This is a genomic window from Pseudomonas sp. PS1(2021) (genome assembly GCF_020405165.1).
Taxonomy (GTDB): Bacteria; Pseudomonadota; Gammaproteobacteria; order Pseudomonadales; family Pseudomonadaceae; genus Pseudomonas; species Pseudomonas aeruginosa.
Map to the genome: position 1 here is coordinate 3664386 of NZ_CP084484.1, position 26779 is coordinate 3691164.

General features: G+C 62.5%; 27 protein-coding genes and 3 pseudogenes. 24 read left to right on the plus strand and 6 right to left on the minus strand.

Annotation, left to right across the window (positions count from 1 at the left end; translation table 11 throughout):
• Positions 1 to 15: 15 nt before the first annotated feature.
• The 4 genes from LE197_RS17615 to LE197_RS17630 are packed head-to-tail and all read right to left on the minus strand — an operon-like array spanning position 16 to position 5384.
• Positions 16 to 729: a methyltransferase gene (locus LE197_RS17615; protein WP_052180571.1), complete on the minus strand. Its 714-nt coding sequence runs from the start codon at positions 727 to 729 to the stop codon at positions 16 to 18.
• A gap of 28 nt (positions 730 to 757) precedes the next feature.
• The gene (locus LE197_RS17620) at positions 758 to 3205 is read right to left on the minus strand and encodes an AMP-binding protein (protein WP_052180572.1); all 2448 of its coding nucleotides are present in this window, start codon (positions 3203 to 3205) and stop codon (positions 758 to 760) included.
• A 47-nt stretch (positions 3206 to 3252) separates the two neighbouring features.
• Positions 3253 to 4050 (minus strand): class I fructose-bisphosphate aldolase, encoded by a 798-nt coding sequence (locus LE197_RS17625; protein WP_042933797.1) that lies wholly within the window; start codon positions 4048 to 4050, stop codon positions 3253 to 3255.
• 8 nt (positions 4051 to 4058) lie between these two features.
• Positions 4059 to 5384: a 3-dehydroquinate synthase II gene (locus LE197_RS17630; protein ID WP_079389511.1), complete on the minus strand. Its 1326-nt coding sequence runs from the start codon at positions 5382 to 5384 to the stop codon at positions 4059 to 4061.
• A gap of 848 nt (positions 5385 to 6232) precedes the next feature.
• Between LE197_RS17630 and LE197_RS17635 the strand changes: the two are divergent.
• The 24 genes and pseudogenes from LE197_RS17635 to LE197_RS17750 all read left to right on the plus strand — a co-directional run.
• Positions 6233 to 6454: pseudogene (locus LE197_RS17635) on the plus strand (transposase); the annotation flags it as partial.
• A pseudogene (locus LE197_RS17640) lies at positions 6451 to 7332 on the plus strand (3'-5' exonuclease); the annotation flags it as partial. The pseudogenes LE197_RS17635 and LE197_RS17640, both read left to right, overlap by 4 nt.
• Positions 7331 to 7483: pseudogene (locus LE197_RS17645) on the plus strand (PAAR domain-containing protein); the annotation flags it as partial. The pseudogenes LE197_RS17640 and LE197_RS17645, both read left to right, overlap by 2 nt.
• A 2-nt stretch (positions 7484 to 7485) precedes the next feature.
• Positions 7486 to 7905, plus strand: coding sequence for a hypothetical protein (locus LE197_RS17650; protein WP_128666259.1), 420 nt, complete (start codon positions 7486 to 7488; stop codon positions 7903 to 7905).
• Positions 7906 to 8311: 406 nt separating this feature from the next.
• Complete coding sequence (locus LE197_RS17655) at positions 8312 to 9004, plus strand: hypothetical protein (protein WP_058171243.1); 693 nt, start codon at positions 8312 to 8314, stop codon at positions 9002 to 9004.
• Between the two features lie 10 nt (positions 9005 to 9014).
• Entirely contained in the window at positions 9015 to 9770 is a 756-nt protein-coding gene (locus LE197_RS17660; RefSeq protein WP_073662702.1) for a TIGR03759 family integrating conjugative element protein, read from the plus strand.
• Entirely contained in the window at positions 9755 to 10336 is a 582-nt protein-coding gene (locus LE197_RS17665) for a lytic transglycosylase (protein WP_073662701.1), read from the plus strand. The genes LE197_RS17660 and LE197_RS17665 overlap by 16 nt, the downstream gene beginning before the upstream one ends.
• The gene (locus LE197_RS17670) at positions 10333 to 10833 is read left to right on the plus strand and encodes an integrating conjugative element protein (RefSeq protein WP_058343493.1); all 501 of its coding nucleotides are present in this window, start codon (positions 10333 to 10335) and stop codon (positions 10831 to 10833) included. Before LE197_RS17665 ends, LE197_RS17670 begins: the two co-directional genes overlap by 4 nt.
• A gap of 8 nt (positions 10834 to 10841) precedes the next feature.
• Positions 10842 to 11111 carry a hypothetical protein gene (locus tag LE197_RS17675; protein WP_009316303.1) on the plus strand — a complete coding sequence of 90 codons (270 nt, stop codon included), beginning with the start codon at positions 10842 to 10844 and terminating at the stop codon, positions 11109 to 11111.
• Positions 11112 to 11114: 3 nt separating this feature from the next.
• Positions 11115 to 13346 (plus strand): type IV conjugative transfer system coupling protein TraD, encoded by a 2232-nt coding sequence (gene traD, locus LE197_RS17680; RefSeq protein ID WP_128666258.1) that lies wholly within the window; start codon positions 11115 to 11117, stop codon positions 13344 to 13346.
• A complete protein-coding gene (locus LE197_RS17685; RefSeq protein WP_009316301.1) occupies positions 13346 to 14092 on the plus strand; it encodes a TIGR03747 family integrating conjugative element membrane protein in 747 nt (248 codons plus the stop codon). Before traD ends, LE197_RS17685 begins: the two co-directional genes overlap by 1 nt.
• A 10-nt stretch (positions 14093 to 14102) precedes the next feature.
• Positions 14103 to 15584 carry a UvrD-helicase domain-containing protein gene (locus LE197_RS17690; RefSeq protein ID WP_009316300.1) on the plus strand — a complete coding sequence of 494 codons (1482 nt, stop codon included), beginning with the start codon at positions 14103 to 14105 and terminating at the stop codon, positions 15582 to 15584.
• A gap of 108 nt (positions 15585 to 15692) precedes the next feature.
• Positions 15693 to 15998, plus strand: a complete 306-nt coding sequence (locus LE197_RS17695; protein ID WP_009316299.1) for a hypothetical protein — start codon at positions 15693 to 15695, stop codon at positions 15996 to 15998.
• 93 nt (positions 15999 to 16091) lie between these two features.
• Positions 16092 to 16430 carry an RAQPRD family integrative conjugative element protein gene (locus LE197_RS17700; protein WP_020750393.1) on the plus strand — a complete coding sequence of 113 codons (339 nt, stop codon included), beginning with the start codon at positions 16092 to 16094 and terminating at the stop codon, positions 16428 to 16430.
• The gene (locus tag LE197_RS17705; protein WP_003099839.1) at positions 16427 to 16666 is read left to right on the plus strand and encodes a TIGR03758 family integrating conjugative element protein; all 240 of its coding nucleotides are present in this window, start codon (positions 16427 to 16429) and stop codon (positions 16664 to 16666) included. Before LE197_RS17700 ends, LE197_RS17705 begins: the two co-directional genes overlap by 4 nt.
• A 17-nt stretch (positions 16667 to 16683) precedes the next feature.
• Positions 16684 to 17040, plus strand: a complete 357-nt coding sequence (locus LE197_RS17710) for a TIGR03745 family integrating conjugative element membrane protein (protein WP_009316297.1) — start codon at positions 16684 to 16686, stop codon at positions 17038 to 17040.
• Positions 17041 to 17050: 10 nt separating this feature from the next.
• The gene (locus LE197_RS17715) at positions 17051 to 17437 is read left to right on the plus strand and encodes a TIGR03750 family conjugal transfer protein (protein ID WP_196663982.1); all 387 of its coding nucleotides are present in this window, start codon (positions 17051 to 17053) and stop codon (positions 17435 to 17437) included.
• A complete protein-coding gene (locus LE197_RS17720; protein ID WP_003109400.1) occupies positions 17434 to 18093 on the plus strand; it encodes a PFL_4703 family integrating conjugative element protein in 660 nt (219 codons plus the stop codon). Before LE197_RS17715 ends, LE197_RS17720 begins: the two co-directional genes overlap by 4 nt.
• Positions 18090 to 18974: a TIGR03749 family integrating conjugative element protein gene (locus LE197_RS17725; RefSeq protein ID WP_003109401.1), complete on the plus strand. Its 885-nt coding sequence runs from the start codon at positions 18090 to 18092 to the stop codon at positions 18972 to 18974. Before LE197_RS17720 ends, LE197_RS17725 begins: the two co-directional genes overlap by 4 nt.
• The gene (locus LE197_RS17730) at positions 18958 to 20463 is read left to right on the plus strand and encodes a TIGR03752 family integrating conjugative element protein (RefSeq protein ID WP_020751098.1); all 1506 of its coding nucleotides are present in this window, start codon (positions 18958 to 18960) and stop codon (positions 20461 to 20463) included. The genes LE197_RS17725 and LE197_RS17730 overlap by 17 nt, the downstream gene beginning before the upstream one ends.
• Positions 20441 to 20884, plus strand: coding sequence for a TIGR03751 family conjugal transfer lipoprotein (locus LE197_RS17735; RefSeq protein WP_020751099.1), 444 nt, complete (start codon positions 20441 to 20443; stop codon positions 20882 to 20884). The genes LE197_RS17730 and LE197_RS17735 overlap by 23 nt, the downstream gene beginning before the upstream one ends.
• On the plus strand, positions 20884 to 23826 hold the full coding sequence (locus LE197_RS17740) for a conjugative transfer ATPase (RefSeq protein ID WP_196663983.1): 2943 nt from the start codon (positions 20884 to 20886) through the stop codon (positions 23824 to 23826). The genes LE197_RS17735 and LE197_RS17740 overlap by 1 nt, the downstream gene beginning before the upstream one ends.
• Entirely contained in the window at positions 23823 to 24107 is a 285-nt protein-coding gene (locus tag LE197_RS17745) for a hypothetical protein (RefSeq protein WP_003158152.1), read from the plus strand. The genes LE197_RS17740 and LE197_RS17745 overlap by 4 nt, the downstream gene beginning before the upstream one ends.
• Positions 24104 to 24760 (plus strand): DsbA family protein, encoded by a 657-nt coding sequence (locus tag LE197_RS17750; RefSeq protein WP_226034093.1) that lies wholly within the window; start codon positions 24104 to 24106, stop codon positions 24758 to 24760. The genes LE197_RS17745 and LE197_RS17750 overlap by 4 nt, the downstream gene beginning before the upstream one ends.
• On the opposite strand, the gene LE197_RS17755 is transcribed toward LE197_RS17750, so the two are convergent.
• Together LE197_RS17755 and LE197_RS17760 are read right to left on the minus strand one after the other, a co-directional pair.
• Positions 24757 to 24975, minus strand: coding sequence for a hypothetical protein (locus tag LE197_RS17755; RefSeq protein ID WP_003109406.1), 219 nt, complete (start codon positions 24973 to 24975; stop codon positions 24757 to 24759). The two genes, LE197_RS17750 and LE197_RS17755, sit on opposite strands and share 4 nt — an antisense overlap.
• Before the next feature lie 817 nt (positions 24976 to 25792).
• Positions 25793 to 26422: a hypothetical protein gene (locus tag LE197_RS17760; RefSeq protein ID WP_171902868.1), complete on the minus strand. Its 630-nt coding sequence runs from the start codon at positions 26420 to 26422 to the stop codon at positions 25793 to 25795.
• Between the last annotated feature and the right edge of the window lie 357 nt (positions 26423 to 26779).

Here is a 26779-nt window from a genome sequence, read left to right on the forward strand (position 1 = left end):
TCGCTCCCGTGGGGCTCAGGCCCCGGCCGGTGCTTGGGCACCCGGCAGGAGCTGGAGGATGTCGTAGCGCGGCGCGCCGTCGCCCTGGCCGCTGACCGAGGCGATCACCCGTGAGGCGTAGCCGTGCTCGCGCAGCAGGGCCTTCAGGGCCTGGCCGTCGCCCTGGCTGCTGAAGCCCATCAGCAGCATGCCGCCGAGGGCGAGGTGGCGCGGGGCTTCGTCGAGGAAGCGCCGGTGCGCGGCGTACCCCGGGTCGCAGAAGGCCAGCATGATGGCGGCGTCGAACACATGGTCGGCTTCGACGAAGACGAAGTTGGAGTTCCAGAAGATGACGTCGAAGCGCTCGTCTTCCTCCAGCACGTCGAACAGGTCGCCCTGGCGGATAGACACCCGCGCGGCGACGCCGTGCCGGTTGGCGTTGGCGCGGGTGTTGGCGACGGCATCGGCGCTGATGTCGCTGGCCACCACCACGGCGCAGCCTTCGAGGGCGGCGGTGACGGCGGTGACGCCGGCCCCGCAGCCGATCTCTAGGAAGCGCCCGCCCTGGGGATAGGGCAGGTGGCGGGTGAAGATGCCGGTGGACTGGAAGTGGGTGGGCGGGAATACGCCGTCCCGGACGACGAAGCGGCGCCCCATGCATTCGTATTCGTCCTGCTGGTCGGCCTGGGCGTCGGCGAGCCGCTGGCGCACCGAGGCGAGGGCGTCGGGTTGGAAGGTGGCCTGGGTCATGGTTCGGTCCTTGTTGGTTGGTGCGCGCTCAGCGCTCGGTTCCGGTGGAAGCCAGCGGGCGTTCGGATTCCCCAGCCTGGCGCTGCAGGTGCAGCAGGGCCTGCTCGTGCTGGCCGGCCAGCAGGGTCTCGGCCAGACCACGCAGGCGGCGCTTGAGGACCTTGCCGGTGGCGCCGACGGGGAGGAACGCGAGGTCGCTGGCCACGGCCACGGCCAGTTCGCCGTTCGCCAGGGTCACGCCCCGGCGCGCGGCCGCCTGGTGCAGGGCGGACAGGACGCGGGCGGCCAGGGTGGCGGCCTGGTCCAGCGCCTGCCGTTCGGGCAGGACGATGGCGAGCACGCGGGTGCCCTCGGCGTGAGCGGGGTTGACGCCGACCACGGTGACGTCGCAGACGCCATCCACCTGCTGCGCGGCCTCTTCCAGCTGCAGGGTGTAGAGGGCACCGCCAGTGGCTTCGATGACGTCCACGGCGCGGTCGATCTGGAAGAACTCGCCGTCGCGACAGTAGGCGACGTCTCCGGTGAGGAAGTAGCCGCCGCGCCAGGCTTCGACGGTCTTCTGCGGCTGCTTCCAGTAGCCGGAGGTGACGGTGGGCGAGCGCACGGCCAGCAGGCCGACTTCGCCAGGTTTCACCTCTTCGCCGCTGCGGGGGGCGAGGACCTTGGCCACGGCGATGTCCACCGGGCGGCCGATGGAGCGCTGGTCGGCCAGGGATTCGCGGGTGGATTCGCTGCGGAACAGGGCCATGCCCAGCTCGGAGCTGCCGAAGGCGTCGATGAAGCGCGACTGCGGGGCGCCGTCGAGGATGGCGCGCACGTGGCTCTGGTGGGAGGCGTCGCCCATGGCGAACCAGCGGCGCACGCCGGGGAATTCGCCGGGGTGGATGCCGCCGTCCACCAGCAGGACGTAGCTGCGCGGGAAGGCGACCACGGTGGTGGGCTGGAAGTAGCGGATGGCTTCGCGCAGGGCCTGGCCGTCCTGGGTGCCCAGCACGTAGGTGGGGATGCCGTGGAGGATGGCCGTCTCCAGGTGGCTGATGGCCGCCGAGTGGGACTGCGGCAGGGCGGTCAGCAGGCGCTCGTCGGGGCCTTCGGCGAAGCGGCCGATGCGGGCGCGCTTGCCCATGAAAAACTGCCGGTGCTCGAAGCGCACGGCCTTGGGTAGGCCGGTGGTGCCGGAGGTGTGGCTGAGCATGACTAAGGTCGAGTCCTCGGGCTCCAGCGGCCACCAGGCGGGCAGCTGCGGGTCCGGGTCGAGGCGCGACAGGCTGACGTCGAGCACGGCCTGGGGCGCCTGGTTGCGCCATTGGCGGACGAAGGCGCTGGTGGCCAGGGTGGCGCTGTCGGTGACCAGGCGCTCGAAGCCGTTCTCGGCCATGTAGGCGAGGCCGAACTCGGCGGGCATGGCCGGGTTCATCAGGGAGATGGCAGCGCCGAGGCTGGTGAGGGCGAGGTAGTGGAGCATGGGCATGAGCCCGTCCTCAACGCTGACGGCCACCACGTCGCCGGGCTTGACGCCCTGTTGCAGGTACCAGTCGGCCAGGGCCATGCGGTGGCGCTGCAGGTCGTTGAGGCCGAGGGCGCTGACCGGAGCACCCTGCAGGAGTTGCAGCGGCCGGTCGAGGAACAGGAACGGCTGGTCGCCGGTGGTGCTCAGGGCCAGGCAGCGGTCGAGGAAGTTGGCGCTGCCGAGGCTGGCGTCGGCGCGCAGGGCCTGGAGGGCGTCGGGGCTGGTGAGGGTGCCCTGGGCCGCCTGGCCGGTGCCGCCGCCCTGCCCGACCAGTTCGGCGAGCATGTTCATGCGCAGGTGGATCATCTCTTCGCCGATGGCGATGACGCGGCTGCGCAGGTAGGGCCGCTCGCCGAGCATGCGGTCGATGATGTCGCGCATGACGATGGCGTGCTGCTCGTCCTCTTCGATGTGCAGGACGAAGAAGTGCTCGGCCTCGGCCGGGGCGTTGTGGCTGCGCAGGGCGTCGAGCACCGGACCGTAGATCAGCGGGACGATGGCTTCGGCGCCGAGGCAGAGCGCGGCCAGGCCGTCCAGCGGATCGCTGCTGCGGCAGTGGCGGAACATGGCATCGATGAGCTGGCGGGTGCCGTCCAGCAGCGGGAGGCTGCGCGGGGCGGCGGCCATCAGGTCCATGGAGCGGCGGTACAGCTCGGCGTGGGAGATGTCGACGCTGTCGCCACCGGAGAGCTCTTCGGTGAGGTTGTGGGACAGGGCCTTGAACTCGCCCTGGTCGGCCAGGCTGCCCATGAGGGCGCACAGGTAGCGGGTGAAGTACTGGGAGTAGTAGTGGTGCTGGATGAGGAAGTGGCGCAGCTGATCGAGGCTGACCACGCCGTTGCGGCAGGCCACGAGGAAGGGGTTGGCCCTGAGCTGGCCGAGCAGACCCTCGGGGAAGAGGTCCGTCCAGAGGGGGGACAGCACGTAGTCGTTGCGGCCGTCGGCGCGCATGTCGAGGTGTTCCATTGACCTTCTCCTGGACGGCCGCGGGGCGGCCGTCGGTTGAGTTCCATTCACACGGCGCGGCTGAGGTATTCCGTTTCGCCCCGGATGCAGTCCGCCAGGCGGCGCAGCAGGTCGAGGGGACGGGGGTGCTGGAAGACGTTGCGCCCGACGCAGAGCCCGGCGGCGCCACTGGCGAGCATGGCGTGGGTCATGGCCAGCAGCCGTTCGTCCTCGGTGCGCTCGCCGCCGGCGAAGAAGATGCGGATGTCGCGGCAGTGGGTCTCCACCAGTTCGGTGCATTCGACGCTGGTTTCCGGCAGGGCCAGCTTGACGGCGTCGGAGCCGAGTTCAGCGACCACCCGCACCAGGTGGCTGAGGCGCCGCTGACGCTCCTGGGCGGTGAGCCCGCGCACCTTGTCGTAGAGCATGGTGAGGATGGGCAGGCCGGCGGCGTGGGCGGCGTCGGTCATGGCGCCGAGCTGGGCGACGTTGTGCTGGAAGTTGTCCTCGGTGAAGTTGACCTGCAGGGACACCGCGTCCGCTCCCAGCTCCAGCGCTGCGTCGACGCTGGCGACGGGGATCTTGGTGTCGGGCTCGGGGGCGATGCTGGCCATGCCGTTGAGGTGAAGAATGATGCCGGTGGCCGGGTGCAGCATGTCCCGCAGGATGAGCCGCTCGATCAGGCCCTTGTGGGCAATGATGGCGCTGATGTGGTCGCTGCCGATCCACTTCTCGAAGTCGGCGGTCTGGGTCATGCCGGCAATCGGTCCGAGGGTCAGGCCGTGGTCGATGGGGACGATCAGGCCGCGGCGCGAGGCCGGGAACAGCAGCCGCCGTTCTCGGAGAACTCTGCTGATGTAGCTCATGGCGCCCTCTATTTCTCGATGATCGATTCGTTGATCTTGATGCCGACGTGGCGCCCGGGCTCGGTGACGTAGCCGAGGACCTTGTCGCCGGGCTTGAGCTCGGAAATGTTCAGGGGCTTGGCGGCGTCGGAGAAGATGCGCACATGCCAGTCGTCCTGCATGAGGACGTTGACCCGCTCCTTGCCGGAGAACTCCACTTCGATCAGGCGCAGCGGGCGCTGCTCGATCTTCATGCGGCCGACGGCGGCACGACGGACCCGACCCTTGGAGTTGACGATCATGATCGGCGAGCCGGCCTTGAGCTCGCTCATGTAATCGGTGCGGTTGTCGGTGTTGAACACGTAGGAGTGCACGGCACCGGCGTTGACGCGGAAGGGCCGTAGCTCCATGTAGGGCAGGAAGTAGACCTCGGGGCAGCAGAGCACGCCGCCCTGGGAGGTGCTGCCGACCAGCATGCCTTCGTCGGGCTCGAACAGGGTGGCGGCGTCGATGCAGGCGCGATAGCCCATGCCGACGGGGCGGCTATCGATGACGGTACCGACCTGGATGTTGAGGTTGGCGTAGCTCTGCGCCTGGGACATGCGGGCGAGGAATTCGCTCATCACGCCGTGGTCGCGGGGGGAGAAGATCACCCCTTCGGCGCCGTATTCCATCACCCCGTAGGAAACGATGGCGTCGTCGACGTCGGAGGACGCCTTGATCTCCTTCATGAGCACGGTGGAGGTGGGCTGCAGCGAGGCGATCACCAGCTCCAGGGGAATGTTGGTGGGGTCGCGGAAGAGGATCCACAGGTAGTTGAAGCGCAGCCCCTGGTCGATGGCGCCGAGCAAGCTGTCGCGGTCGTCCACGTAGCTGGTGAAGCAGGTGAGCAAGCCGTCCTGGCCCAATTCAGCCAGGGCCTCGGCGTCATTCAGGGCGACGGAGCGGTTGCGGGCGGTGGCGCCCTTCTTGAAGGCTTCGAATTTCGGGCCCTCACGGAAGGCCTTGAGCTCTGCGGCGTTGCGTAGGCGCAGCACCACGTGCATGCGTGCCGGCACGGCGGGGAGCAGTTCGGCGAGGTTATCCATGTAGAGGACGATACCAGTGTAGAGTGAGTTGATAACACGGACGAAGATGCCATCGTCGGGGCGATTGCTGGCCAACTGAGCACTGTCAAACCAAACCAGTTGGCTGTCGTTGGCGGTACGCTTGGACTCACCGGCCTTGCGGATGTTGGCGAGCCTGACCGAGCTCCGCCTGAAAATGGTTTCTGGCGTTTCGAAGTCCTGCGAGACAGCTACCTCCTTGGCAATCTGGATGTCCTTGCCCTTCACTCCGCCGCTTGTGTTGCTCATGTCCCTTCTCCTGGCTGCATGTCCTTTGAAACAAGATCATGTAGAGGAATCCGAATACCCACTTGCTTGCGTACTGCATTTATGGCTCGCAACTTTTAAGAGGGATTTCATCTCCCGTTGGTCCGCCCAGCCTCCTTCGACCAGCCACGGGGCGTCCGATGGAGTCAGCTCGTATAGGGCAGGCTCGTCACATCCGGCCGGGGCCCCGAGCCGTTTCGACGTGAGAGGGAGTCTTACCTAGCCCCCAGAGCAAGGAAAGACCATATAAAACATGTGGTATTCAGAAAAAGTATGGTCAGCGCTAGAGGCGCAAAAAATCCGTGCCCAGACCTGCGATAGCCCAACAAAAAACGAGCATGCGAAGGCAGATTTCAGACTTAAATCGTCTGACGGTAGACAAAAAAAATGGATGACCGAGGCAATTTGACGCAGACAAATACCTGAACCGTCCGAAGTTCCCGGAGGCTCCAACTCTTGAGAGGATGGAGTGACAAAGAGCACACAGAAATATTCATCGGAAATGAAAGAACAGGTGATTCGCTTGGTGCTGGAGTATCAGCACGAGCCGTGTTGGATAACCATCAAGTCGATATATCCGAGGATCAGCTGAACAGAGAGAATCCTGCGGCAATGGGTACACCAGGCGGAGCATGAACCAGGGGCATCCACGGCCGACAACGGAGGAGCGGGGCACGCTGACACTCTCGGAGCGGAAAGTTTGCGGACTGCGTCAGGCAAATGAAATTCCACGTAAAATTATGCTCAGGTGAAGTTTGTATTCATGGCCTAGGCTCTGTACGAAAAGTCGGTACAGGTAGAATCGCCGCCATGATTGGCTGGAGGCCCACATGGCAAGGCGCTACGAACTCCCCGATGCCGCTTGGGAGTTGATCAAGGATTTGGTTTCCCCGGAGCAGAAGATGGGACGCCCGCGCAGTGATAATCGGCTGGTACTCAACGGCATCTTCTGGATTCTGTGCTCTGGAGCCGCTTGGCGCGACCTGCCGGAACGCTTCTGCCTGTGGTCGACGGTGTATCAGCGATTCCGTGACTGGCGCGACGACGGTACCTGAAGCTGTATCAACTGAGCAAGCCCGATTTGAGCCAGCGCTTCGACTGCATGCTCTTGGACGAGGGGCAGGACATCAACCCAGTGATCGCGGACATTGCCCATTGGCAGCGCATCAGAATGGCTATCGTCGGCGATCCCCATCAGCAGCTCTACCGGTTCAGGGGCGCGGAAGATGCCCTGAGCAGCGACTGGATGGCCGGCGCCGAGGAGCACTACCTGACCCAGAGCTGGCGATTCGGCCCCGCGATCGCACACGTGGCCAACATCATCCTCTCCTACAAGGGCGAGACCCGGAAACTTCAAGGACTGGGTCCGCAGACACTGGTGAAAAAGTCCCTCCCGGCGGACCTTCCTCACCGCACTTTCATTCACCGCACCGTTATCGGCGTCATCGAGAATGCCCTGCAGCGGGTGCGCAATCATCCGGCGCCCAAGTTCTACTGGGTAGGCGGTATCGACAGTTACTCTCTGCGCGACCTGGAGGACCTGTACGCATTCAGCCGAGGCCTGCGCCAAAACGTCCAGAACAAAAAGCTGCTCAGGGACTACCGCGACTACACCCAGTACGTGGAGATCGCCGAGAACAGCCAGGACAGTGAAATGCTGCGCTCGATCAAGATCATCTCGACCTACCCTGATCTACCGGCGCGGATCCTCGAGCTTCGCTCACTGACCCTTGACGATGAGCTCGACGCAACAATCACCTTGACCACCGCACACAAGGCCAAGGGGCTGGAATGGGATTTCGTCTGCCTGTACGACGACTTCAACGCGGATCCGCTGGCCCCCGACACGGACCCGGGCAAGCGTGACGATGAGCTGAATCTGATTTACGTCGCGGTGACCCGCGCGATGAAGATCCTCGCCATCAACAGTGGTTTGCCCCTTGTGCATGGGAACCTTCCCCATAAGCGAAGGCAGTGCATTGTTGGAAGTGGATGGGGTTCCGATCGCCCTTCACGGTATGAAAACGGCATGCGGTGCCAGCCTGATCGCCAGTGATCCCTTGGGCACAGCCGAGAATTGAACATGGAGACGCTCAAGCCGTCGCAAAATGTCGGCGACATCCCTTATGATTCTCCTGTAGAGCGCTCAGGCAAACTCCGCCAGCTTCTTACCCTGCATGATTTGCGTTGTCTGGACAGTGAATGGAAAGGATGGCCGTTCAAATATCAATTCCGCTGCCGGGAAGGGCATGTTTTCAGCAGTCGCATTAGTTCTCTTTCCCGGGGTTGCCCGGCCTGTGCAGCGCAAGCCCATGATCAACGGTTATTCGATATCGCTCGTGCGGCAGGAGTGACCTGCCTCGAAAAACGTTGGCTTGGAGCTAAAGCCAGCCATCGTTTCCGATGCTCAATGGGGCACCACTGGGTACGAACAGGCAAGGATCTGCTTCAGCGGTCAGAATGCCCCAATGCAATATTCAGTCCAAGCAACGCGACAGATTGAAACAGCTCAAGGCCAAGGTGTCTCGCCAAGGTGGGGAATGTCTGATCGAGGAATTTGTTGGGTTGAACTGGCGCTATTGGTTCCGTTGCAGCCAGGGCCACGACTGGAAGGCCATGGGAGAAGCCATATTGCGCGGATCATGGTGTCCGATCTGTGCCAGACAGCGGCGTATCCTGATGGCAGCCGCGGCACGGGAGAAGAAGCAGTAACACGGCCTGTGCCAATTGTAGAAGTCGGAGTAGTCGGCCAATGACGTCTTGGCATGGTTGCCAAGGAGGCGACATCCGCCCCCGTGATCCCCTTGGATCCCGCCCGAAAAAATACCCCGCCCTCCCACCGAGTATTTCTTGCTGCACCCAGTACGGGTCTTTTGAGAGGTTGCCCTCAGCTTCGCGCGAGGACCCTCATGAAACGCCCATCTCCTGCATCGATGATTCTTGGCCTCTGCCTGGCGGCAATGGCCGGCCTGCTGGGCTACCAGCAGTACCAACTCATTCAGCTCCGATCAGGCGTAGACAGTGCCGCGGAAAAGACCTCGCTAGAGGCGATCCTGGCTCGCTTGAATCGAGTCGACGAGCGCCTCGACGCCGTGGATGGACAGCACCTGGTCAGCAACGAGGACTTCCGCTCAGGCCAGCAGGCGCTGTCCAACCGCATTGACGCCGCGCAGGCCTTCGCCAAGCAGGCCTCCGACGCCGTCGAGAACCTGGCTCAAACCACCGCCTCGGCCGGCGATCTCCGGGTGCTCAAGGCAACAGTGGAGACGCTGGACGGTTCTGTCCGCACGCTGCAAGAGAAGCAAGCCAAGGCTCCGCCGCTGATCGTGCCTCCACCGAAGCGCGGTGCCTTCCCTGTCAAGCCCAAGCCGAAACCCAAGCCGATCGAGCCTCCGCCCTTCTCAATCCTCGGCGTGGAGTATCGCGGGGGCGAACGGTTTCTGTCGGTTGCACCTCCGGGATCCACCCAGCTCAGCCAGATCTACCTCATTCGCCAGGGCGATGCCGTCGCCGGCACGACCTGGCGCCTGACCGACCTTGACGATCGTACCGCGCACTTCGACGTCGCCGGCGCCTCGCGCAGCGTCCGCATCCAACCATAGGACCCCGCCCATGAACAGAACCGTATCGCTCCTGTCCGGCCTGGTGCTGCTGCTGAGCTATCCAGCAGTCGGCCAGGAGGCTGCGGCAAGCCGAGAGGCCAGCAGCCAGCTGTCCGGTAGCCAACTCGACACGCTGAAACAGCAGACCTCTCAGAGCGACCTGGCCCAGGAGTGGGGGCTGAACCAACAGGAATGGACCCGCTACCAGACGCTCATGCAAGGCCCCCGGGGCGTGTACTCGCCTGGCATTGACCCGCTGACCGCGCTGGGCATCGAGGCGCGATCGGCAGAGGAACGGCGGCGGTATGCCGATCTACAGGTCCAGGCCGAACGGCGCCGGGTCGAGAAGGAACTCGCCTACCAGCGCGCATACGACGAAGCCTTCGCCCGCGCCTATCCAGGCGAGGGGGTGATCCGCCTCACCGAAAGCAGCACGGCCACCCCGTCGGGCGCGCCGAAAATGAGCCCGGCGCTGCAGAGCAGCGGACGCCTGGCTCTGTTCGTCCAGGACAACTGCACCGCCTGCATCCAGCGGGTCCGCGACCTGCAACAGCAGAACAAGGAGTTCGATCTCTACTTCGTCGGTAGCCAGAACGACGCAGAGCGAGTGCGGCACTGGGCAATCCTCGCCGGCGTCGATCCGAAGAAGGTTCGCAGCAAGCAGATCACGCTCAATCATGACGAGGGCCGCTGGATGGCCCTGGGACTGGGCGGGGTCCTTCCCGCCCTGGTACAGGAGATGAACGGCCGATGGCAACGTCTGTAATTCGCGCCCTCCAGCTGGCCGCTCTGCTGGTCCTGGCCAACATCGCTCAGGCCGCCGTGGATCCACCGCCGGCGTACAAGCAGATCGCCCTGCCCAAAGGGGTTCCGGCCGAGGTGCTCTACTCGGTCGCGCTGACTGAGAGCAAGGTCCTGCTGCGCGGCGAATACGTTCCCTGGCCCTGGACATTGAACGTCGCCGGGAAATCGTACTACTACGCGACCCGCACCGCCGCCTGCACCGCGCTACTCGCGGCGATCAACCTCTACGGGGCCAAGAGCGTCGATTCCGGCCTCGGCCAGGTCAACATCGGCTGGAACGGACATCGTTTCTCCAGCCCCTGCGAGTCCCTGGATCCGTACAAGAACCTGGACGCCACCTCCGACATCCTGGTCGAGCAGCGGGACGCCTTGTATGCCTCTGCCCCCGGGAAACCGGTGGACTGGATCCAGGTCGCCGGCCGCTACCACCGCCCCGCCGGCGGCGAACCTGCCGCAAAGTACCGTAGGACAGTATCCCGCCACCTCAGCCAAGTCCTCGGCGTCAACCTGCTGGTGACCAATCCATGAAGAAGATCCTAGCCACGCTGGCATTCTGCACGGCGTTCGCGACTCAAGCCTGGGCCGCCGGGCTGATCATTGTAGAAGACCTGGGCGGAGCCTCAGCGCTCCCCTACTACCAGGGCCTGGATCCGCAGCCATCCGCTGCCACACCAGGACCTGGCGACCTGGGTGTCCGTGGCTCAGGTGCGTTTCCAGTTCGCTCGGCACGCCTTTCGCCAGGCCAGGTTCAGGGGCGCGCCATCAACGCCCCAGGCCTGCAACCTCTGTTCCTCGTCGGCGACGACACGCTGTCTCGAACCTGGCTGAAAGAGCGAGGCGACGAGCTCCGAGGCCTCCACGCTGTGGGCCTGGCAGTGAACGTGGCCAGCGAAGCGCGCCTGACGGAAATCCGTGCCTGGGGGAAAGGACTTCAGATATTGCCGGCGCCGGCGGACGACCTGGTCGACCGGCTCGGACTGCGGCACTACCCCGCCCTCATCACACCCACCGCCATCCAGCAGTAGGAGTCCTCATGACTACTCACCTGATCACCCTAGTCATCAAGCAGCCGAGCGACGCTCAGGCACGCCAACTCATGTACCAGGGGTTGCTCGACCTGATCTCACGCTACGGCGGTGAGGTGGCGTCCAAGGCCTTAGAGGACGAGTCGACCCTCTGCGAGCTGCTGGAGCAGATGCTGCCTGATCATGAGGTAGAGCAAGCCAGGAAACAGGTGCTCGAACTTCATGCCAAGGGCCGCCGACCGGGCCGCCTGCAGCCGGCGGCAAGCCTGAAGGTGTAACCCATGGCTGGCCAGTACCCGCTGGAAGCGCTCTTGCGGCCTGCCGTGGAGCTCTACACCACCACCGTGTGCTTCACCGCGGCCGCGCTCTGCATCGTCGCGCCGTGGACGTTCGCCCTCACTCCGCTGTTCGGCATCGTGGCCGCGCTGGGCTTCGCCTGGCTGGGTATCGTGCGGCTGAAGCAGGCCGGCGTGGTGCTCCGCTACCGGCGGAACATCCGCCGACTGCCGAAGTACACGATGACCAGTGCCGAAATGCCGGTCAGCAACGAACACCTGTTCATCGGTAAAGGATTTCGCTGGACGCAGAAGCATACGCAGCGCCTGGCAGATACCTACCTGCCCCAGTTCGCCTCCTACGTCGAGCCCTCGCCGCTCTACGAGCGCGCGCGCCGGCTGGAGAAGCAGCTTGAGTTCGCCCCTTTCCCCCTGAAGCTGGTCGCCAAAGCCACTACCTGGGACGTGGCCTGGAACCCCGCACGGCCGCTGCCGCCCGTGGGCGGTTTGCCTAGGCTCCATGGCATCGAGCCGCGCGAACAGGACGTAGGCCTGCAACTGGGCGAGCGCGTCGGCCACACACTGGTACTCGGCACTACGAGGGTGGGTAAGACGCGACTCGCGGAGCTGTTCATCACCCAGGATATTCGCCGCACCCACTGCCGGGGCCAACGCCGGCGGGCGAAGATGGGCCGGCGGACCCAGACGGTTCACCACGGCCACCGGCGCCGGCGCGCAGAGGAGCAGCCGGACTACGAGGTGGTGATCGTCTTCGACCCGAAAGGCGATGCTGACCTGCTCAAGCGTATGTACGTGGAGTGCGAGCGTGCCGGCCGCCTGGATGAGTTCTACGTGTTCCATCTCGGTCATCCTGACCTGTCGGCACGCTACAACGCCGTCGGCCGGTTCGGCCGGATCTCCGAGGTCGCCACCCGCGTCGCCGGCCAGCTCTCCGGCGAAGGCAACAGCGCAGCGTTCCGTGAGTTCGCCTGGCGGTTCGTCAACATCATCGCCCGCGCGCTGCACGCGCTGGGTATCCGCCCGGACTACCAGCAGATCCTCCGCCACGTCGTGAACATCGATGCGTTGTTCGTCGAATATGCGCAGAAATACATCAGCGAGCACGATCCCAGGGCCTGGGACACCATCATCCAGATCGAGGGCAAGCTCAACGACAAGAACGTGCCATTCAACATGAAAGGGCGGCCCTTCCGTGTCGTGGCCATCGACCAGTACCTGACACAAAAACGCATCGCCGACCCGGTCATGGAAGGCCTGAAGAGCGCCGTGCGCTACGACAAGACTTACTTCGACAAGATCGTGGCCTCGCTGCTGCCGCTGCTGGAGAAACTCACCACCGGGCGGATCTCGGAGCTGCTTTCGCCCAACTACGCAGACCTCAACGATCCGCGGCCGATCTTCGACTGGATGCAGGTCATCCGCAAACGCGCCGTGGTCTATGTCGGCCTCGACGCACTATCGGATACCGAGGTCGCCGCCGCGGTGGGCAACTCCATGTTCAGCGACCTGGTCTCGGTGGCGGGTCACATCTACAAGCATGGAGTCGATGACGGCCTGCCCGGCTCACTCGCCGGCGGCAAGGTCCGCATCAACCTGCATGCCGACGAGTTCAACGAGCTGATTGGCGACGAGTTCATCCCCATGGTCAACAAAGCGGGCGGCGCCGGTGTGCAGGTGACGGCCTACACCCAGACCATGAGCGACATCGAGGCCAAGATCGGCTCCCGCGCGAAGGCCGGTCAGATCATCGGCAACTTCAACAACCTGTTCATGCTGCGGGTGCGCGAGACCGCCACGGCCGAACTCTTGACCAACCAGCTCCCCAAGGTCCAGATCTACACCAGCACGCCAGCGAGCGGCGCCAACGACGCGATCAACAACAAGAAGGCAGCCTTCACCTCCAGCTCGCACGACCAGGTGCAGATGACCAGCGTGCCAATGCTCGAGCCGGCCCACATCGTTGGTCTGCCCAAAGGACAGGCGTTCGCGCTGCTCGAGGGCGGCAATCTCTGGAAGATCCGAATGCCGCTGCCGGCGGTCGATCCCGACGAGGCGATGCCGAAAAGCCTGCAGGAGCTGGCTGCCGGTATGCGCAAGGGCCAGGCCGCCAACAGCGAGTGGTGGGAGGCGCCGGGATACTCCGCCCTGCAGGATGGTCTGCCCCAGGACCTGGTCGACGATTTCCGTCACCTCGGCGCCGATGAGGATGCCGCCTGATGGCTGAAGTCACTCAACGTGCAGAGCAGCAACAAGAGAGCCAGAAGACCCTTGTCGGCACCATCATCAGTACGCCCTTCCAATTTCTCGGCGTGATGTTCGGTTCGCTGGTCGGCGCAATCATCGTGGAGTGGGTTTGCCTGTATTTCTTCTGGCCTGACGCGGGCTGGAAGCATGCCCAGGCCATGTTCGAGTACGAACTCAGTTGGCTGTCGCAGGGGCTGCTACACAGCGTCGTCGTGCAGGAGCCTGGTCGAACCGCCACCTGGCTGGCCCAGTTGGCCTATGACTGGTTGTTCGTGAAGACCGGGATAGTCGACTGGATGACCAACATGACTACCATCGCGCAGGCCGGGCCACGAAGCCCGCTGGACGTTCGCTATCTCACCGCCCAGGGTGTCTCCACGCTGCAGAACTACGGCCTGGCCGCGCTGTACACGGTGCTGACATTCGTCGTGCGCCTGGTGATTCTGGTCATGACGATCCCGTTGTTCCTGATGGCCGCGTTCACCGGCCTGGTGGACGGCCTGGTGCGCCGGGACCTGCGCAAGTTCGGCGCCGGCCGGGAGTCCAGCTACCTCTACCACAAGGCGCGCGGCAGCATCATTCCGCTAGCGGTCGTCCCTTGGACGCTCTACCTGGCAATCCCCATCAGCATCAACCCCTTGCTCATCCTGCTGCCCTGCGCCGCGCTGCTCGGCGTAGCGGTATGCATCACAGCATCCACCTTCAAAAAGTACCTGTAGGAGACCCGCCGTGCAGTGGACTCACGAACAGTCACCGATCATCCAGTCGAAGGCATCGAAGATCCTGGTGCGAGCCTTCGCCGGCACTGGCAAGACCACCACCCTGGTGGGCTTTGCCAAGGCGAACCCTACCCTGAGAATCCTCTACCTCTGCTACAACAGCTCGGTGGAAAAGGCCGCGAAGGGCAAGTTCCCCCGCAACGTAGTGTGCAAGACCGCCCACAGCCTGGCTCATGCGGTGTACGGCATCCAGTACGCCCACAAGAAGACGAAGAACCTGCGTCTGACTGATATCGCCCGCGGACTCGATACCCAAGACTGGGAGTTGGTACGTGACGTGCTGGCCACGCTGAATAACTACATGGCCAGCGCCGACGCGGAACTCGGCCGACCGCACTTCCCGCGCTTCCGCGACAAGGCGTTCCTCACCAGTGCCCAGGAACGCTTCCTCAAGCAGGGCCTGGACATGGCGCGAGTAGTCTGGAGGCGCATGGTAGATCTCCAGGACACCGGCATGCTGATGCCCCATGACGGATACCTGAAGCTGTATCAACTGAGCAAGCCCGATTTGAGCCAGCGCTTCGACTGCATGCTCCTGGACGAGGGACAGGACATCAACCCAGTGATCGCGGACATTGCCCACTGGCAGCGCATCAAAATGGCTATCGTCGGCGATCCCCACCAGCAGCTCTACCGGTTCAGAGGCGCGGAAGATGCCCTGAACAGCGACTGGATGGTCGGCGCCGAGGAGCACTACCTGACCCAGAGCTGGCGGTTCGGCCCCGCGATTGCGCACGTGGCCAACATCATCCTCTCCTACAAGGGCGAGACACGGAAACTTCAAGGACTGGGCCCGCAGACGCTGGTGAAAAAGTCCCTCCCGGCGGACCTTCCTCACCGCACTTTCATTCACCGCACCGTTATCGGCGTCATCGAAAATGCCCTGCAGCGTGTGCGCAATAATCCGGCGCCCAAGTTCTACTGGGTAGGCGGTATCGACAGTTACTCGCTGCGCGACCTGGAGGATCTGTACGCATTCAGCCGAGGCCTGCGCCAAAACGTCCAGAACAAAAAGCTGCTCCGGGACTACCGCGACTACACCCAGTACGTGGAGATCGCCGAGATCAGCCAGGACAGTGAAATGCTGCGCTCGATCAAGATCATCTCGACCTACCCTGATCTACCGGCGCGGATCCTCGAGCTTCGCTCACTGACCCTTGACGATGAGCTGGACGCAACGATCACCCTGACCACCGCACACAAGGCCAAGGGGCTGGAATGGGATTTCGTTTGCCTGTACGACGACTTCAACGCGGACCCGCTGGCCCCCGACACCGACCCAGGCAAGCGCGACGATGAGTTGAACCTGATCTACGTCGCAGTGACCCGCGCGATGAAGGTCCTCGCCATCAACAGCCTGGTGCTGTCGATCATGCAGCGGTACGTGGACGAGAGAAAGCTGAAGGAGCTGGTGGTCAGTAATAGGGAGTAAAGCGAAACTGCAGAAATCCACGGTACCCAGTAAGGGTATTTTCGATTGAAGCCCTCCCCCTGCCCCTGAAACGGTGCGGTTTTCCCCGAACCGATCCAGGAGCACACCATGAGCATAAAACAGTCCTTCGAATACCATGTCGAGAACATCGACATCCCCTACAAAACCCTCACCAAGGGCGTCGCGATGTTCAAACACAAAGAAGACACCTTGGAACCCGACGACCACGCCTTGCTCAACCCTCTGCGCTGGGCCGAGGTCGTGCGTCTGGGCCAGGAAGGCTGGGAGCTGGTGAGCGTTCAGCCACTCATGCGGGGCGTAACCGAGATCGGTAATCAAAACGCCCAAGGCTGGGCTTGGGGCGTCGCTCTGCCCGTCAGCTACCTGCTGTTTTTCAAACGCGCAACCTCATAAAAAAATACCCCGGACCCGCGCCGAGTATTTCTTGCGGAATGGAATCAGGGCGATCGGCAAGCTGATCGCACCCTGATCTGCAAGAGATTCGCCGTGAACACTCCACATCCATCCCTTCGCCGAAGCTGCCTGGCCGTCTTGGCCTGCAGTGCGCTGGTCGCACAGGGAGCTTTCGCAGCGAGCGCCTCCGAGCAGGCGAACCTGGAGGTGATGATCCGGCAGCTCAACGCCCTCGAGGACACCGCCCGCCGCAGTGCCCAGAGCGCCGATGAGCCCGGACAGCGCTTCTACTTCGACTACTCACGCCTGGCCGCTGACCTGCAGCGCATCCGCCAAGGCCTGCAGGACTACATGACCCCCAGCCGCGCGCAGCCGCGTGACCCTTCCGACTTATCCGGGAATTACACCCTGCGCGGAGGGCCGATGCCGTGAGCATGAGCGGAGCCCAGACATCAGCGTTCCAGGCCGCCGCTGGCTTTCCCCCATCGGCCGGCGAGGGGCTGTTCATTGGAGCAGCGATGACCTTTCTCCTGCTGTGGTCCGCCTGGGCGATGTACAGCACCTGGCGCGGCTGGGCCACCAACAACCTCGACAGCGCCACTGCCGGCGTTTCCGCGATACGGATCGTGGTCCTCCTCGGCATCACCTCTTTCTTCCTCCTCAGCTGACCCATACGGAGACACTCATGCTGAAATTCACCCTCCAGAAACTGTCCACCCTCTGCCGGCGCCTGGCAGCCATCTCTTTGGCACTCCCAGGTGTCGCCTTGGCTGCACTCCCCAAACCCGAGGCCCCTAGCCGTGGGGAAGGGTCGGGAATCATGCAAACCATCCAGAACTTCGGCTATGACGGAGCGATGCTCCTCGCGCTGCTCATCTGCGCGGCTGTCTTTCTGGGGGTCGCTTGGCATACCTACGGCACCTATCACGCCATCCATGACGGGAAGAAGAAGTGGTCGGATCTCGGAGCGGGCGTAGCCGTAGGTGTCGGCCTGCTGATCTTGATCATTTATCTCGTCACCAAAGCCACCACCATCATGTAAGGGCCTTCCCATGCCCGAAGAACATCTGTTTCAGGATGGAACCCTCAGCTTCCTGCCGACCCGTTTGAACCGGCAACCGGTGGTCATCGGCGGCCTGACCGCAGACGAAATGTGGATCACGGTCTTCACCTGCGGAGCAGTCGGGTTCGTTCTTGGCATCCCGGCTGCCTTGGTCGCAGGTAACGCGGCCTGCATTCCACTGGGCGCGCTGCTGGTCGGCGCCCTCGGCCTGGGTATCGGTAGCCGCGTCCTGCGGCGGATGAAGCGTGGGCGGCCCGACACCTGGTTCTACCGCCAGGTGGAGTTGGCTCTCACGCTGCGCTTTCCCGTCTTCGGCAACCGTCGCCTGGTGACGCGCTCCGGCGCCTGGACCAGTCGACGCACGGAGTCCCCATGAGTTTCAGAAAACACACCGCGCAACAGCAGGCTCACATCAACACCTTCCGATTCATCACCGGCTTCTTGTGCATGGTCATCGTGGTGCTGGCCTACTGCGTCTGGGAAGCCCGCAAGGACCTCTGGGTCCATATTCCACCTGACCTGCGCTCAGGGAGTACCCGGTTGTGGTGGGACATTCCGCCGGAAAGCGTCTATGCGTTTGGCCTCTACATCTTCCAGCAGGTACAGCGTTGGCCCAAGGACGGCGAGGTGGACTACAAGGGCAACCTGTTCCGCTACGCCGCCTACCTGACGCCTTCCTGCAAAGTCTTCCTGGAGAAGGACTTCGAGTTTCGTCGTAACGCCGGCGAACTCAGGGGGCGCGAGCGCACCACCTCGGAAATCCCCGGCCGGGGCATTGGCGAGAGCGATGGACGAGTCATCCAGCACTCGATCAATGACTGGACCGTCAACCTGGACATGGACAGCACGGAGTATTACGCCGGCGAGAAGATCAAGCGGGCGCTGGCCCGCTACCCGTTGCACGTCATCCGCGCCGACGTCGACCCGGAGACCAATCCCTTCGGCCTGCAGTGGGACTGCTACTCCGATACGCCTCAACGTATCGAACTCGAGGAGCCGGTCGCCCCCATCAAGCGGGAGGGAGGTCTATGATCCGGAAGTCGACAGCCACGCTCTTGCTGATGCTTGCCCTTCCCGCACTGGCACAAGCGGTGGAGATTCTGCGCTGGGAGCGCATTCCGCTGGCCATTCCGTTGACGGTCGGCCAGGAACGCATTGTATTCGTCGACAGGAACGTGCGAGTCGGCGTTCCTCGGGGCCTGCAGGGCAAGTTGCGCGTCCAGAGTACCGGCGGCGCGCTCTACCTGCTCGCCAACGAGCCGATTCCTCCAGCGCGCCTGCGCCTGCAGGACGCGACCAATGGCGAGCAGATGCTCATCGATATCGCCGCCACCGAGGCAGCGGCCGACCAACAGCCGCGCGAGCCGGTCAGGATCGTCGCCGGCGAGCCCGTGGCTCCGCACTATGGCCAGCCCCGGGAAGCCCAGCCATCGGCAGCAGCGAAACAGACCGAGCAGGCAGAAGCACCGAAGGCCGTGCCGCGCGAAACGCCCGTCCCCGTGGTTCTGACGCGCTATGCGGCGCAGATGCTCTATGCCCCGCTTCGCACGGTGGAACCGGTGGATGGCGTCGGTCAGGTGCGCGTCAAGCGACAGCTCGACCTGACCACCCTGCTCCCCAGCCTACCCATCACGGCTACCGCCTTGGGCGCCTGGCGGCTGGACGACTACTACGTCACGGCGGTGAAGCTGCAGAACGCCAACGCCCAGCACCTGGCCCTGGATCCCAGGGACCTGATGGGCAATTTCGTCGCCGCGACCTTCCAGCACCCGTACTTGGGGGCCCGGGGCGACGCTTCCGACACTACTACCGTGTATCTGGTGACGCGCGGCCGCGGCCTTGCCGACGCGCTCCTGCCCTCCTCCATCAGCCAGATCGATCCCAAAGGAGGCCGTCGTGGCGCTGACCGGTAATCCCCTCCTGAAATTGCTGGTCATCCCCGTCGTGATCGGCGCCATCCTGATCGGCGTGAGCATGATGGGCAAGAAGGAAAGCGCGCAGTCACAAGGCGCCGCAACTCCGACGGTAACGTCGGAAGAAGCGGCAACCCTGGGCATCGACGGCGACACGCCCGCCGACACACTACGCACCATCGTGGCAGAAAGCCGGCAGCTCAAGGACCAGATCAGCAAGGTGATCCAGGAGAATGACTCGCTCAAAGCCGCCAATGAGAACCTGCAGGGCCGCCTGCGCAACATCGATCAGAACATCGAGCAGAAGCTCAACAACACCGCCCAGGAGCTGCAGCAACAGCAGGAGAACCGTAGCCAGACGATCCTGGACCAGGTACAGAAACGGCTCGAGAACTTAACCCACATTCCCGAGACCGGCGACACCGACCTGCCCGTAGGATTCGGCGTGCGACCAGAGGATGGCCAGCACTTTCAGGGAGCGGGCTCGTCGTCATCGGACATCGTCTGGATCGAGCCCCAGGACGCCCGCGCGGTCGATGCCAATGGCCAGCCGCTGGCCGCCGGCTCCACCACCCAACCGAGCGGATTCAGCTTCCCGACCTCCTTCGGCAACGCCGTCGATCGCGGCCAGAACGCGCTGGAGCGGATCGATGACGGGCTGCACCCCGTCGGCCAACAGCGATCCGACCTGGAAAACCGCAAGCTCGTCCGCAAGACCTACACGCTGCCGCAGAACTCGACGCTCATGGGCTCGGTGGCCATGTCTGCGCTGATCGGTCGTGTGCCGGTCGACGGGACGGTCAATGATCCTTACCCGTTCAAAATCCTCATCGGCCCGGACAACCTCACCGCCAACGGCATCGAGCTGCCGGGCGTCGCCGGCGCGGTAGCCAGCGGGACCGCCTCGGGCGACTGGACACTCTCCTGCGTGCGTGGGCAGATCCGCAGCCTCACGTTCGTGTTCAACGACGGGACCGTGCGCACCTTCCCGGCGCCGGCCGAGGAGGTGAATGACAACCAGAGCAACAACAACCAGACCGCCAGCGCCGACCAGAAAACCATCCAGGGCGGCCTCGGCTGGATCAGCGACCCCTACGGCATCCCATGCATCGCCGGTGATCGCCGATCCAATGCCAAGGAGTACCTGGGCAATCAGAGCCTACTCACGGCTGCCGGGGCCGGCATCGCCAAGCTCCTGGACGCCGACGAGAACAACACTAGTACCGTCTTCAGCGGCAACGGCACCAGCTTCGGGACGACCGGAACCAACAGCAACTCGGCCCTCAACAGCATCCTCTCCGGCGGCGTCAGCGACATCCGTCAGTGGATGAACAAGCTGTACGGCGAGGCCTTCGCCGCCGTCTACGTGCAACCGGGCGCGCGCGTCGCCGTGCATCTCGATCAGCAACTGGCGATCGACTACGAACTCAAGGGCCGAAAGGTCGATTACAGCTCTGGAGCCGCTCATGCAACAGCAGACCTGGACTAACCCCCTTCTTCACTTCTGCGCCGGCCTGGCCTGCGCGCTGACCCTCTCAGCGTGCTCCACCAGCAAGGAGGAGATGCTGCCCCACGGCGAGGCCAACATGCTCGACGTCTGGGAACAAGGTGCAACCAGCTCGTTAGGCAACAGCCGTGGCCGGCTACTCCTCGATGCCAGGCAAACGCTGCGGCGCCCGATCGATCCGCAGCAGGTTGCCTCCGCGAACGACCAGGCCGACTACACCCGCACGGCCAGCAACGAGATCCACAGCCAGTTCAAACGACTGCCCAATCCCGACCTGGTCATGTATGTGTTCCCGCACCTGGCCGGCAGCGATCCCGCCCCGGTACCGGGCTATACCACCGTGTTCCCCTTCTACCAGCGAGTCCAGTACGCCATGCCGGGCGAGCGCACGGAGGACTACTGATGGGCCTTTTTCAAACCCTTCTGCGCGGTCGCACACAGCCTCAGTCGGTACCGGCAGACGCTCCCGAAGATTCAGGAGCGCTGGACGTAGCGGCTGCGGAAGAAGCGACTGAACGCTATCTGGCGCGACTGGCCGCCATGGGTATTCCTCTGCCCAACACCGGGAGCAAGAATGGCGCCACGCAGGCTGAAGCGTCACGCCTCTACGATCACGACCCATCGTTCGTCGACCTGCTGCCCTGGGCTGAGTACCTGCCCGACGAGCAGGTGATGCTCCTGGAAGATGGGCGTTCGCGCGCCGCGTTCTTCGAGCTGGTGCCCTTGGGCACCGAGGGCCGCGATCCCAATTGGATGCAGAACGCCCGGGACGCATTGAAAGAAGCCCTGCAGAACTCCTTCGACGAGCACGAAACCTCGCCCTGGATCGTCCAGTTCTACGCCCAGGACGAGATCAGCTGGGACAATTTCCAGGAGCAGTTGAGGCAGTACGTCCATCCTCGAGCGCGAGGATCGGCCTTCAGCGAGATGTACCTGGCGCTCATGAAGCATCACCTGGAGGGCATTTCGAAGCCGGGCGGACTGTTCGTCGACACCGCCGTCAGCAAACTGCCCTGGCGAGGACAACAGCGGCGCGTGCGGATGGTGGTCTACCGCCGGATCCGCAAGGCGGATGCGCAGATTCGCGGACAGGACCCGGCGGCATATCTGAAATCCATCTGCGAGCGTATCCAAGGCGGCCTGGCGAACGCCGGCATCGTCGCTTCGCGCATGGGCGGACAGGAGATCAGGAACTGGTTGATCCGCTGGTTCAACCCGCATCCGGATCACCTCGGCAAGACCGATGCGGATCTACGTCGCTTCTACGAACTGGTATGCCGGCCGGACGAACCGATCCTGCAGGACGAGTTGCCGCTGGCCGACGGCACTGACTTCTCCCAGAACCTGTTCTATAGGCAGCCTGTTTCCGATGCCACCCAGGGCGTGTGGCTCTTCGATGCCATGCCGCACCGAGTGATTGTGGTCGACCAGTTGAACAAAGCGCCGCTGACAGGCCACGTCACCGGCGAGACGCTCAAAGGCGATGGCCTCAACGCCCTGTTCGATCGAATGCCCGAGGACACGCTGCTGTGCATCACCATGGTCGTGACGCCGCAGGACATGCTGGAAGGGCATCTGCAACAGCTCTCGAAAAAGGCCGTTGGTGACACCCAGGCCTCGATCCACACCCGCGAGGACGTGGCCACCGTTCGACGCCTGATCGGCCGAGAGCACAAGCTCTATCGCGGAGCGATCGCTCTGTTCGTGCGTGGCCGCGACCATACCCAGTTGGAGGAACGCTGCATCACCCTGAGCAACGTGCTGCTCGGCGCCGGCCTGGTGCCGGTCGAACCGCAGAACGAAGTCGCACCGTTGAACAGCTACCTGCGCTGGCTGCCCTGCAATTTCGATCCGAACGAGAAGCGAGCCCTGGAGTGGTACACCCAGATGATGTTCGCGCAGCACATCGCCAACCTGTCGCCCATCTGGGGGCGCACCACCGGTACCGGGCACCCTGGCTTCACGCTGTTCAACCGTGGCGGTGCACCGTTGACCTTCGACCCGTTCAACAAGCTGGACCGGCAGATGAATGCCCACGGCTTCATCTTCGGGCCAACCGGGTCCGGCAAGTCAGCGTCCCTGACCAACCTCATCAGCCAGATGCTCGCCATGTACCTGCCACGGATGTTCGTCGCGGAAGCGGGCAACAGTTTCGGCCTGCTGGCCGACTTCGCCAAGCGGTTTGGCCTCTCGGTCCACCGGATCCGCCTCGCCCCGGGCTCCGGGGTCAGCCTGGCGCCGTTCGCGGACGCCATCAAGCTGGTCGAGAGCCCCGACCTGATGAAGATCTTGGATGCCGAAGACATCGAGGACTCGGTTACCGTCCAGGGCAACAAGACCGACCTCGAGGACGACCAGCGAGACATCCTGGGCGAGATGGAGATCGTCGCGCGCCTGATGATCACCGGCGGCGAAGAGAAGGAGGACGCGCGCCTGACCCGTGCCGATCGCAGCGCCATCTGCCAGGCAATCCTGGCGGCGGCCAGGACCTGCGCCGCCGCGAACCGCACGGTACTGACCCAGGACGTGCGCGATGCACTCTACCAGGCCTCCAGGAGCGATGGCACCGCGCCAGAACGACGCGCGCGGCTGGCCGAAATGGCGGAAGCCATGCAGATGTTCTGCATGGGCGCCGACGGCGAGATGTTCAATCGCGAAGGCACGCCCTGGCCTGAAGCCGATCTCACCGTGGTGGATTTCGCGACCTACGCGCGCGAAGGCTACGCCGCCCAGCTCGGAATCGCCTACATCTCGTTGCTGAACACCGTAAACAACATCGCCGAACGCGACCAGTTCAAGGGCCGGCCCATCGTCAAGATCACCGATGAAGGGCACATCATCACCAAGCACCCGCTGCTGCTGCCCTACGCCATGAAGATCACCAAGATGTGGCGGAAACTGGGTGCCTGGTTCTGGCTCGCCACCCAGAACATCGATGACATCCCAGCCTCCGGGGCGCCGATGCTGAACATGATCGAGTGGTGGTTGTGCCTGAACATGCCCCCCGACGAGGTAGAGAAGATCTCCAGGTTCCGCGAGCTGTCGCCGGCGCAGAAGTCGATGATGCTCTCGGCCCGCAAGGAAAGCGGCAAGTTCACCGAGGGCGTGCTCCTGGCCAAGGGCAAGGAGTACCTCTTCCGTGTGGTTCCCCCGAGCCTCTACCTGGCCCTGGCAATGACCGAGAACGAAGAAAAGAACCAGCGCTACAACATCATGCAAGCCACCGGCTGCGACGAGCTCGAGGCGGCCTTGCAGGTCGCAGCGGATCTCGACAAGGCGCGAGGCCTGCCGCCCTTCCCCATTATTTTCCCAGACCAACCGGCAGTGGAGTGCCAGGACGAATGAGAGCTCTGAATTCGCTGACCCAGAACCTGATCGACAACCTGACCCAGATCCTGCAGAACCCCGAGGAAGATGCCCTGCAGACGCTCAGGATATGCGCTCCTGTACTGATCGAAGAGTTGCAGCAGATTCAACTGAGGGCGGTCGATCGCCGGGATATCGTCCCGCAGATAAAGCAGCTCCTGGATGAATGGCTGCAACAACATCCACAGCCTGATACGGCCCAACAGGCGCTCATCGAGGCCGTGGACCGCGCGGAAACCCCACAGCGGAGGCAAGCGTGAGACTGTTGAAGGGCGGCTGGGCAGCGAAACGATTTCAAGGTCCCGCCCTGCCCTGGGCGGGGCTGCTGGTCTTGCTGGCTGCATCCGCCGTTGGGGTAGAGCTTCTGGTGAAGGGGCTGCCAGCCAACCACAGCCTCTACGGCGATGCGAAAGCGCGCTGGACGATCAATGAATACGCCGACCTGGAGTGCCCCTTCTGCAAGGTCTACACCCCGCGGCTTAAGCGCTGGGTAGACAGCCATCCGGACGTGAACCTGGTTTGGCGGCATCTTCCCCTGCAGATGCATGGCGAGGCGGCCCGCCATCAGGCTCGCCTGGTGGAGTGCGCGGGGATCCAAGGCGGCGCCAAAGCCTTCTGGAGCGCTATCGATGCGATCTTCGCTCAGTCGGCCGGCAACGGGGGCGGGCTGCCTGGCGGCACATTGCACTTTCCTGAACTGGACCAGGCTCGACTGGAAAAATGTGCGAAAGACATGGACCTGGTGGACCGGTTGATTAAGACGGACATCGACACTGCACGGTCGAACGGCATTACAGCGACCCCGACCCTGGTCATCCGGGACAACCAGACGGGAAGAAGCGTGAAGCTGGAGGGCATGGCCGACGAGACCACGTTGCTGTCGGCGATCGACTGGTTGGCCAGGGACCACTAGCGTCGCTCTAGGAGCGTCTGGACGAAGAAATCGGAGAGGATGCCAACATCCATTTTTTGGGACTCCAGAATGCTCTGCACGTCACCTGGCAGCATCTCAACCTCATCCCCGTCCACGATCTTTACAATCTTCTTGCGGCCGGAGCTGGTGAGGCTGAGCTTGAACTCCATCGCCGGCCGGGCATTGATATAGATGCTCTCGAGCAAGCGCTCCATGATGTCGACTCCCACGTTAATATCAACTAGCCATCTATCAACCGCTAAGTATGCCCTCCAGATGACGATGGAGTCACCCCTGCCGCTGTTGGCAGCAGCTCTGGATACGGCTCGAAAAATACACTGCCGACGGGCTGATGGTTTCCTGCTGCCCCATCGCAAGCGATCCTGTCTGCTGTCTATACCTTCCTCGAACCGGTACAAACCCGCACCTCTTCATCGCTTCCCCAAATGGGCCGCCACACCCCCTGGCTATCGGCTTACTCTTGGTACTACTCACTAGCGCGTGCCTGACCTAACCAAGACTACAAAACGATAGACGGTTCATCTTTCCTCATAACTTGAGGTTACTATTGAATCTCATCCAACCCTCAGGGTTAAGGAGATTGGAATGCTTATTAAAATTCTTCGAATTATATTCTTGTTGCCTATAGTTGGTTTGGCACAGCAGGCTGCTGCCTCCCCGCCCGCAGAGTCACACTCGGATGAACAATCTGAATCTTCGTGTATCGATGTACAAGTCAATGGAGCACGTAGCCTGTCTTACAACTGCATGGCTCAGCAAATGACTCCACCCAAAGAGGATCCTCGGCGTCGGAACCCTACCTTGAACTCCACATTAGCGTCTGAACGCGCCACTCGCCTGCCACCCACACAGACAGGACTTTTTACCAGCCTTCATCAACGTGCCATATCGAACTCGAAAGACTAGCCCTCAGCCAAACGACTTCCAGCCTATGCAGGGCACTCTATAGAGTGCCCTGCAGCACATTCACAAGCTGAACACCTTGAAATAAAAGCCTACTAAGGCGCATCCTTATTTCAAAACCACATTTATTATTCCTGACACATTCTGGACCTCACCATACACTGCCCGCCCATCACGATAACTGTAGCTCATTATCACTGGAATCGTTGTTTTGAATGCAGTGCAACTGTAGTTTACAACAACAGATCCGCCATATGGCTCAACACCCAATTGAATGTCGGTCGGGCCGACCCATGACACATTACACCCTTGAGATGAATTCCCAGGTGTATTGTAACCAACACATCGTAGATCTGATGTTCCCCTGCTAACACCGTCTGGATAGAAATTGGCATAACGTGGAGCATAAAGATTTGCCCGGCAAGATGTTGTGAACTTCCTATCTCCGCCGGCAGAAACAGTGACCGTTCCTGGTGAAGGCATTGCCGAAATGATCATCCTTTGCAGAGGAGGGAGTGTAGGCGCTCTTTGACTCGACTTCATATTACTTGGAAGAATCGAACAAACTACAACATCTTCAACATCCACACCCTTTGAGACTTCCCCCAGACTTGTTATTTCAACTCCACCCTGCGCCCGACATATCTCACTTCCATCATTTGAGCCCTCATCAGCACACGCAAAATTGCTAGCCATCAAAAGCACAGTCGACATAACAAGTGATTTTTTCATTTTCAAAAAGACCTCTCCAGGCTAAAAATTATTCATTCAGTGAATACCCAGCTCATTGGGCGGCTTTCGTATCAGCTTCTCTGATTCAAGAACACGACCTTCAATTGGATCGCAGTTCAGCCGATTCAACCTCACACTCCCCTCTTCATTATCATTAACTCCGGAAATCTTTTGCTCTCTCTCAAAGCAGTGCTGCCCAATCTCATCCGATACACCTCCACCACCGACACACCCATAGATGAGAGCAATTAAAGAAAATAGAGAGAAGTACCTATATCCGACCCAACCACCCATCTTCATACCGCAAGAAAAATACAACATTTTCGTCACACCTTTGTAATTCTCAAAAGTTACCCTTCACCT

Coding starts and splice junctions, on each gene's coding strand:
- LE197_RS17650 (WP_128666259.1), top strand. CDS start 7,486: ATGGAGACGCTCAAGCCGTCGCAAAATGTCGGCGACATCCCTTATGAT.
- LE197_RS17630 (WP_079389511.1), bottom strand. CDS start 5,384: ATGAGCAACACAAGCGGCGGAGTGAAGGGCAAGGACATCCAGATTGCC.
- LE197_RS17745 (WP_003158152.1), top strand. CDS start 23,823: ATGAGAGCTCTGAATTCGCTGACCCAGAACCTGATCGACAACCTGACC.
- LE197_RS17655 (WP_058171243.1), top strand. CDS start 8,312: ATGAAACGCCCATCTCCTGCATCGATGATTCTTGGCCTCTGCCTGGCG.
- traD (WP_128666258.1), top strand. CDS start 11,115: ATGGCTGGCCAGTACCCGCTGGAAGCGCTCTTGCGGCCTGCCGTGGAG.
- LE197_RS17740 (WP_196663983.1), top strand. CDS start 20,884: ATGGGCCTTTTTCAAACCCTTCTGCGCGGTCGCACACAGCCTCAGTCG.
- LE197_RS17755 (WP_003109406.1), bottom strand. CDS start 24,975: ATGGAGCGCTTGCTCGAGAGCATCTATATCAATGCCCGGCCGGCGATG.
- LE197_RS17735 (WP_020751099.1), top strand. CDS start 20,441: ATGCAACAGCAGACCTGGACTAACCCCCTTCTTCACTTCTGCGCCGGC.
- LE197_RS17620 (WP_052180572.1), bottom strand. CDS start 3,205: ATGGAACACCTCGACATGCGCGCCGACGGCCGCAACGACTACGTGCTG.
- LE197_RS17720 (WP_003109400.1), top strand. CDS start 17,434: ATGAGTTTCAGAAAACACACCGCGCAACAGCAGGCTCACATCAACACC.
- LE197_RS17615 (WP_052180571.1), bottom strand. CDS start 729: ATGACCCAGGCCACCTTCCAACCCGACGCCCTCGCCTCGGTGCGCCAG.
- LE197_RS17695 (WP_009316299.1), top strand. CDS start 15,693: ATGAGCATAAAACAGTCCTTCGAATACCATGTCGAGAACATCGACATC.
- LE197_RS17725 (WP_003109401.1), top strand. CDS start 18,090: ATGATCCGGAAGTCGACAGCCACGCTCTTGCTGATGCTTGCCCTTCCC.
- LE197_RS17710 (WP_009316297.1), top strand. CDS start 16,684: ATGCTGAAATTCACCCTCCAGAAACTGTCCACCCTCTGCCGGCGCCTG.
- LE197_RS17665 (WP_073662701.1), top strand. CDS start 9,755: ATGGCAACGTCTGTAATTCGCGCCCTCCAGCTGGCCGCTCTGCTGGTC.
- LE197_RS17625 (WP_042933797.1), bottom strand. CDS start 4,050: ATGAGCTACATCAGCAGAGTTCTCCGAGAACGGCGGCTGCTGTTCCCG.
- LE197_RS17660 (WP_073662702.1), top strand. CDS start 9,015: ATGAACAGAACCGTATCGCTCCTGTCCGGCCTGGTGCTGCTGCTGAGC.
- LE197_RS17685 (WP_009316301.1), top strand. CDS start 13,346: ATGGCTGAAGTCACTCAACGTGCAGAGCAGCAACAAGAGAGCCAGAAG.
- LE197_RS17670 (WP_058343493.1), top strand. CDS start 10,333: ATGAAGAAGATCCTAGCCACGCTGGCATTCTGCACGGCGTTCGCGACT.
- LE197_RS17715 (WP_196663982.1), top strand. CDS start 17,051: ATGCCCGAAGAACATCTGTTTCAGGATGGAACCCTCAGCTTCCTGCCG.
- LE197_RS17675 (WP_009316303.1), top strand. CDS start 10,842: ATGACTACTCACCTGATCACCCTAGTCATCAAGCAGCCGAGCGACGCT.